This window comes from Maribacter corallii (assembly GCF_047345415.1).
Taxonomy (GTDB): domain Bacteria; phylum Bacteroidota; class Bacteroidia; order Flavobacteriales; family Flavobacteriaceae; genus Maribacter_C.
Genome location: NZ_JBLFEP010000008.1, coordinates 114,876 through 121,625 on the forward strand (window position 1 = coordinate 114,876; position 6,750 = coordinate 121,625).

The 6,750-nt window shown below is 35.3% G+C and carries 8 protein-coding genes; 7 read left to right on the forward strand and 1 reads right to left on the reverse strand.

Annotation, left to right across the window (positions count from 1 at the left end):
* Positions 1-793: 793 nt before the first annotated feature.
* Complete coding sequence (locus ACKWCA_RS23725) at positions 794-1,168, reverse strand: hypothetical protein (protein ID WP_413980742.1); 375 nt, start codon at positions 1,166-1,168, stop codon at positions 794-796.
* Between the two features lie 64 nt (positions 1,169-1,232).
* Here ACKWCA_RS23725 and xerA point away from each other — a divergent pair, with 64 nt between their 5' ends.
* From xerA to ACKWCA_RS23760, 7 genes are all read left to right on the forward strand, one after another.
* Positions 1,233-2,360, forward strand: coding sequence for a site-specific tyrosine recombinase/integron integrase (gene xerA / locus ACKWCA_RS23730; RefSeq protein WP_413980743.1), 1,128 nt, complete (start codon positions 1,233-1,235; stop codon positions 2,358-2,360).
* Positions 2,361-2,512: 152 nt separating this feature from the next.
* Positions 2,513-2,938, forward strand: coding sequence for a MarR family winged helix-turn-helix transcriptional regulator (locus ACKWCA_RS23735; protein ID WP_413980744.1), 426 nt, complete (start codon positions 2,513-2,515; stop codon positions 2,936-2,938).
* Positions 2,939-2,966: 28 nt separating this feature from the next.
* Positions 2,967-3,437 (forward strand): RidA family protein, encoded by a 471-nt coding sequence (locus ACKWCA_RS23740; RefSeq protein WP_413980745.1) that lies wholly within the window; start codon positions 2,967-2,969, stop codon positions 3,435-3,437.
* The gene (locus ACKWCA_RS23745) at positions 3,434-3,931 is read left to right on the forward strand and encodes a DOMON domain-containing protein (protein WP_413980746.1); all 498 of its coding nucleotides are present in this window, start codon (positions 3,434-3,436) and stop codon (positions 3,929-3,931) included. The genes ACKWCA_RS23740 and ACKWCA_RS23745 overlap by 4 nt, the downstream gene beginning before the upstream one ends.
* An 85-nt stretch (positions 3,932-4,016) precedes the next feature.
* Positions 4,017-4,442: a nuclear transport factor 2 family protein gene (locus ACKWCA_RS23750; RefSeq protein WP_413980747.1), complete on the forward strand. Its 426-nt coding sequence runs from the start codon at positions 4,017-4,019 to the stop codon at positions 4,440-4,442.
* A 634-nt stretch (positions 4,443-5,076) separates the two neighbouring features.
* Positions 5,077-5,601, forward strand: coding sequence for a hypothetical protein (locus tag ACKWCA_RS23755; RefSeq protein WP_413980748.1), 525 nt, complete (start codon positions 5,077-5,079; stop codon positions 5,599-5,601).
* Between the two features lie 284 nt (positions 5,602-5,885).
* Positions 5,886-6,449, forward strand: a complete 564-nt coding sequence (locus ACKWCA_RS23760) for a hypothetical protein (RefSeq protein WP_413980749.1) — start codon at positions 5,886-5,888, stop codon at positions 6,447-6,449.
* Positions 6,450-6,750: the final 301 nt, after the last annotated feature.

A 6,750-nucleotide genomic window follows, 5' to 3' on the forward strand; every position in this document is an offset into this window, starting at 1 on the left:
CCATATCGGTAAAATCGCTAAATGAAACGGGCAAATCCATTGTGGGAACTTAAGATTGAATTTAGTGTTTAAAATTCCTACTATTCATAAATATATAGCTCATAAGTACTACATAAACATCTTAAGATCATTAAAGGAATACCATTCACTTAAAATCTCAATTAACTTATCGAAAAAGGACTCTTCGCTAAAAAGGCAAATCGGAATCAGGACATCCTGTATAATCTAGCTGATTAATAGTATAGAATTAATTGGTCTCGAGTTCTAGCCTCGTTAATATCGCTCGCTGCGGTATGAACTTTACCGATTCTACCATATTTTGTTCTATAGTTTTGGTAGTCTACCCGTTCAGGCATGCCTTTAGGACAAACAATTGCTTTTAGGTCATGGCACAGCCAAGTCAACCGAAGTTTATACCCATGTCGCTATAAATGATTTTGAAAGTATTGGAAACCTCCTAGATTAGTCATCCTGAAAAGGAAATAAACGGACCAATCCATTCACCGAACTCTACACCTTTTATGTGATTTTGGATGATATCGGATGAATACAATACAAATGAAAAGCACTATCAATCAGTCAGTTGACAGTGCTTTGATATCCACTTAAAAGTGTTAAGTCGGGATGACAGAACTAAACGTTCTATCATAACTTGCTAACTAACAGTATTTTATATACTTTATTATCAATGATTAACCGAACTATAAACCCAGTTCAAAATAGTACAAATTGATGCAAATTTTATGCGTCTTTTGCAATACTAATTTAAGGAATTATTTGACACCGAAAATTATTAATTCATATAGTCCTGCCATGTAACCAAAATATATTTCTCCTTTCCATTATCATTCTTTTTTAAAAATCCATATTCGTATACAAATAGATAAACCTCACCTTTTTTGTTCTTCCAATAATGAGTGAAATACTTTGGATTGAACCCCTCTTCAATTAGTTTGCTTTTCCTAATGACAGTATAGCCTGATTTGTTGTACTTTTTTAGAATCCTCCTGTTTACTTTCAATTGCCTGTCGACCTGCAGGTAGAAGACCTCGGTTTTCTGTCGATTCTCATATTGCTCTATGGATTTACATTTTTTAGAGCAGAATTTCTTATCGGACCTACCCTTCACAATAGTACCACATACCGGGCAAGTTTTCACATTAGTCATTTGCAAACGCATATTATAAACTTAATATACCGTTAAAAATACGAAACATTGCTAAACTTGTCTTATGAATACAATGAAATCGATAACACTGTACCATCTCATGATAAACAATCAGAAGATGATAGGCATAAAGTTCTCACCGGATAAACTAATACAGAATTTGGTCAAGGGACTTCCAAATCCTAAGTGGAGTAAACGATACAACATGGCCTACATACCCAATACTAAAGCTAATCTTGGGGTTATTTTCAATACTTTTAAGGGCGTGGTATGGATAAACTACAATCGTTTTTTAACCAATAAACCGGTAAATACCAAAAACGAAACCGTTGATGTAGCCTGGTTCAGGAAAAGAAAACCGATTCCCGATTACAGGCTTTGTCCTGAGGAGTATCTATTAAAACTAGAGCTAAAGCGATATGCCAATAGCACCATCAAGACCTATGTGACCTTCTTTGAGATGTTCATCAATTTTCACAAGGACAAAGAATTAAATTCTATCGATGAGGGTGACATTAGAGTATTCCTACAAAGCCTAATACAGAAAAACGCATCCAACTCATATGTCAATCAAGCGATCAACGCCATAAAATTCTATTATGAGGTGGTATTGGGGATGCCCAACCGGTTTTACGATATTGAAAGGCCAAGGAAAGAATCAAAGTTACCTAAGGTAATTTCCAAGGAAGAGGTCGTCGCAATAATTGAGAACACCAACAACCTCAAGCACAGATGTATCGTTCAATTATTATACGGTTCAGGTTTAAGGCGAAGTGAGCTATTAAATTTGAAAATAAAGGACATCGACAGCAAACGAATGCTGGTTCGGGTCGAAGGTTCAAAAGGAAATAAGGACAGGCTCACTTTACTGTCTAAAACGGCCTTAAAGGATTTAAGGAAGTACTATATGAAATATGAACCTGCACTATTTTTGTTCGAAGGCAAGAAAGGAATGAAATATAGTGCAGCAAGTGTTCTAAAAATCGTGAAGGCTGCTGCGGAAAGAGCTCGAATACGAACACAAGTAACCCCACACGTATTGCGACATAGTTTTGCAACTCATCTTTTGGAGGCTGGTGCGGATTTAAGGCAAATTCAGGTATTGCTCGGGCATGGGTCTAGTAAAACAACGGAAATATATACCCATGTCGCCGTAAATACTTTTGAAACCATTAAAAATCCCCTAGATTAGTATTTCTAAAAAAGAAATAAACGTACCTGGGTACGTTTATACAATTGTTGTGCACAAGCCAATAAACCCATCAAATAAAAAACAAATCCAGAGAATTTCGAGTTTCTAATTTATTATTACTAATATTGCAATATCAATAATTGCATCATCAAATGAATATAGAAAGTATCATCCTTTTCCAAATTGACAAAACCAGCAAGGTCTCTAAATTATATTCGCAAAGAGAATTTGACAGACTGGGAATGGGCATCACTGTTGAACAATGGATACTATTGAAGATTATTGAAGAAAATGATGGACTGACACAAAAGGAGTTGGCTGACAAGTCACTACGAGACCCTGCTTCTATCACACGCACTTTAGACTTGTTGAACAAAAAAGGTTTTGTGGAAAGGAGACCAGTTGAAGATAACAGGCGACAATACAGTGTTTGTCTTATAAAGGAAGGAAAGTCTTTTATTAAAAAATATATGCCCGTTATTAGTAGCCATCGTGCAAAAAGTATTGAAGGGATTACGGAACAAGAGTTAGAAGTGTTGACTCAGCTCTTAGGAAAAATTCAGAAGAATATGTCATAAATTTTTTACTTATTAAATTGATATATCAATGATTGATATTAATATAAATAAATTATTCATCCTTGTGCTTACTTCAACTTTAGCTTCATGTAGCATGAAAACATCTATAATTAATAACCCTAATGTATATACAACTCACGATTTGGGGTTTTCACAAGCAGTAATTTTCAATAATGTAATATACGGTTCGGGACAAGTTGGCTGGAACAAAGATTACACACTTCAATCAAACTCTGATTTTAAACAACAATTTGAGCAAACACTAATAAATATAGAGCGCCTGTTAGAAAGCCAAAAATGCAGTTGGCAAGACGTATTGCATCTTAGATTTTACGTTGTCGACCTGAATGCTGTAAAAAAAGAAAAAATAGGTGCTTTTCTAAAACAAACTTACACTAGTGGTTATGCACCTGCTACTACCCTACTTGGTATATCAGATTTAGCCAGAGAAAACCTCCTAATCGAAATTGAATTCACCGCTAAAATTAAAAAACAATGAAAATAATAATCGTTTGTATGGCAATATTGACCATCACTCAAATTCAGCCACAGGACACCATAAAGAAAGTACGTAAGAATAACATGACAGTAGGTTGGAAGATGGAAAAAGAATACATCCACTTTGAAATGGAAGCACCCACAAATGGTTGGGTCGCCATTGGATTCAACGAAACAAAATCTTTAGCAGGCACTTACTTGCTTATGGGGCGTATTCGGAACGGAAAGGCAGAAGTTTTAGAATATTATACCGAAAAGCCAGGCAGTTACAAACCTATCGCTGATTTAGGCATACCTAACCGAGTAATTTCTATCTCAGGGCATGAAAAGGGGAATCTGACCAAATTGAAATTCTCTGTACCAATAGGCAAATCCAGTAAATACCATAAGCAGCTTTCAACGGACTCTAAATGGACTATGCTCTTGGCATACAGTTTAGATGATGATTTTCAGCATCATTCAATTATGCGAACATCTGTAAACATAAAATTATGAATTGCAAAAGAATCAGACCCCCATAAAACTCCAATTCATATTCACCCATTCAATAATCTTTATTTTAAAACTTTAAACACAAAAAATGAACAGAATAATTCTAATGGGCATTTTTGCCCTTTTCATGTCAGCAGGTTGCAACGCACAATCTTCTGACGAAAAAGCCATAAAAGAAACCATAATAGCCTTCTCAAAAGCCGGGGATAAAAATGATGCCGACAAATTAGCAACTTATTTGGACGATAATTATCGCATCATTATGAACCGATTATTTGGTAGTAGCGATGTTTCTGTAATGAACAAGGATACTTATCTTGAAAAAATCAAAACCAAAGAGTATGGCGGAGATAATAGAAAAGTAGAAATAGAAACCATTGTACTCAATGGTTCGAATGCCAGTGCAAAAGTGTCATTCATAGGTTCTAAAATGACATTTATTTCAACCATAATCCTCATTAAAGACGAAAAAAATGGATGGCAGCTTGTTAGTGACGTACCGGTAGTAAAATAGCCTGTGCACAACATGGTATAAAAGCAATAGCGGTTTAGGTGTTAACCTGAACCGTTTTTGCGTTCAAATAAGTATATTGCTAGTTGAAAAGTTAGTGCTGTTAATCCGCTACTGCTCTTATACAAACCGTTAGCAAAAATCGCTCGAAAATTAAATCTTCTCGCGGAATTCAGCGGTAAATATCTTGTCATTTTAAGGACGTAAGTCCTCGGATTTTTTTGCGCAAATGGACCTTTCTCAGACGCAACAGTTGCGCTGATGGACTTCTTAGCTAGTTTGTGCAAATGGACTTTACTCAAAACGGGTACAGAACGTTCCAATCTGCGCAATCGTTATGGAATCGTTCTCGAATCGATATGCAATCGAAACCTAATCTGCGTAAAGAGCCTGTGCTTACTCCAACGTGTCGCAACTTTTGCTAACAAAACCTATGAGTAATGCGGGCTAAGGTTATTAGTCGCAGCGTTTGCGTATTTTTATGATGTCGCAAAATCTTTGGGATTTTGCTTTGGACAAGAAAAATTAAAACAAAACAAAAAGCTTTTGCTACGTGGCGTGGCGCAACGGGAATTGCATTCCCGCTCCCCCACTACGCATAGCTCCGCCGTTATCTTCAAGCTCAAAAATTTTATAAATGAACAAAATATTGCTAGTATTAATTTTAGTAATTATTCCAAAAAAAATTATTGCATGTGATTGTATTCATAAAAGTCTTGTCGAATTACAAGAGCGTGAAATTCAAATATCTGAGTGTATCTTCATTGGAAAGATAACCGAAATTAATGATGATGATTCTTATAAAATTACTGTTATAGAATCGCTGGACGGTGGGGATGTACAAGGAAACGTTTATCTAGGACTAAATTGGAGATATTGCACCCCATATATTGACGGAATTGGGACATGGCTCGTATATGGTCATATGGAGGACGGATTTTTAAGAATGAACATTTGTGGAATAAGCAGGTCTTTTGAAAACACCAATGCGCCTCCTTCTGGTTCAAAGGAGTCTATTGAATTCCAAAAGAGACTTGAGTTGCAAAAAAGTCCTAATGAAGACCCGTTTTTAATATGGAAAAAACTCGGTAAATTGGACTTAGCGAATGAAATCTATACTCTAAGAAAACGTCGCGATTTTCGTGTAAAAGCCAGCAGATAACAAAACCTATAAACAATACGGGCTACGGGCTTAATCGCGGGGTTTGTGTATTTTTATCAAGTCCGCAAAATCTTTTGGATTTTGCTTTGGACAGGAAAAGAAAAAACAAAACAAAAAGATTTCGCTATGTGCGTGGCGGAAAGCAAACGATAGTTTGCTCCTGTACTGTTCATAGCTCAACCGTTATCTCTTATTTGAAAAAAAAAATATACATATCGATATTAGTCATTGGAATTCTCAGTTGGAATTGTAATAATAAATCCAATTCCAAAAGTGGAAATAAGATGGAGATTCGAAAAGATTCCCTAGTTGAATCGACCAAATCTAAATTAATCGAATACCAAAAAAAATGGATTAGATATGTTGATGATAATGGAGTAATAAAAAGTGAGTTAGAATTATACATATCTGAATACGGAGACACACTTTGTTGGAATAAGAAAATTTATGAAAATGGTATCCTAGACATTGCTAAAAGCAATTTTTACGAATTTGAAGCTAAGATGGCTAAAGACAGTATTATAAAAGGACGAATAACATTACATTCCGAATTGGACTCAATAAAAGACCCAATAACCGAAAAGGAACTAACAGTAGATTTTGTCAACTTTATTCTTGACAAAAAAGAGGTTATAACCTTTAAATCAAAAAATCAAAATTATGTGGATTTTGAGTTTAAAAACAATAATGATACTATAGTTGGACTGCTAACTGAATTTAGGCAAATTGATTTAACAAAAAGCCCAGATAGTACGCGAATGATTTGGACTAAACTTCCAATTGATAATCAATCCCCAACACATAACCCTTTTATACACGTACACGAACTGAATAAAAACAAGAGATAACAAAACCTATAAACAATACGGGCTTAGTTACTTAAACCATAAACCCGGAATATCAACAGATACCGCCAAATCTTTTGGATTTGGCATTAAATAAAAAAAGAAAAAGCAAAACAAAAAGGTTTGGCTATGCGCGTGGCGGAAAGCAAACGCTAGTTTGCTCCCGTACTGTTCATAGCTAAACCGTTGTAGTTAATTTATGAGAAAAATCCTTTCCTTTTTAATCTTTCTAATACCATTTGGCATTTTCGCTCAAGAAATTGTCGAAGTCAAGAGTAGAAGGACTGACGAGGTTTTCCAAGCG

Excerpts from the sequence above, each read along its gene's own strand:
- ACKWCA_RS23725 (WP_413980742.1), bottom strand. The coding sequence starts at position 1,168 with ATGACTAATGTGAAAACTTGCCCGGTATGTGGTACTATTGTGAAGGGT.
- xerA (WP_413980743.1), top strand. The coding sequence starts at position 1,233 with ATGAATACAATGAAATCGATAACACTGTACCATCTCATGATAAACAAT.
- ACKWCA_RS23735 (WP_413980744.1), top strand. The coding sequence starts at position 2,513 with ATGAATATAGAAAGTATCATCCTTTTCCAAATTGACAAAACCAGCAAG.
- ACKWCA_RS23740 (WP_413980745.1), top strand. The coding sequence starts at position 2,967 with ATGATTGATATTAATATAAATAAATTATTCATCCTTGTGCTTACTTCA.
- ACKWCA_RS23745 (WP_413980746.1), top strand. The coding sequence starts at position 3,434 with ATGAAAATAATAATCGTTTGTATGGCAATATTGACCATCACTCAAATT.
- ACKWCA_RS23750 (WP_413980747.1), top strand. The coding sequence starts at position 4,017 with ATGAACAGAATAATTCTAATGGGCATTTTTGCCCTTTTCATGTCAGCA.
- ACKWCA_RS23755 (WP_413980748.1), top strand. The coding sequence starts at position 5,077 with ATGAACAAAATATTGCTAGTATTAATTTTAGTAATTATTCCAAAAAAA.
- ACKWCA_RS23760 (WP_413980749.1), top strand. The coding sequence starts at position 5,886 with ATGGAGATTCGAAAAGATTCCCTAGTTGAATCGACCAAATCTAAATTA.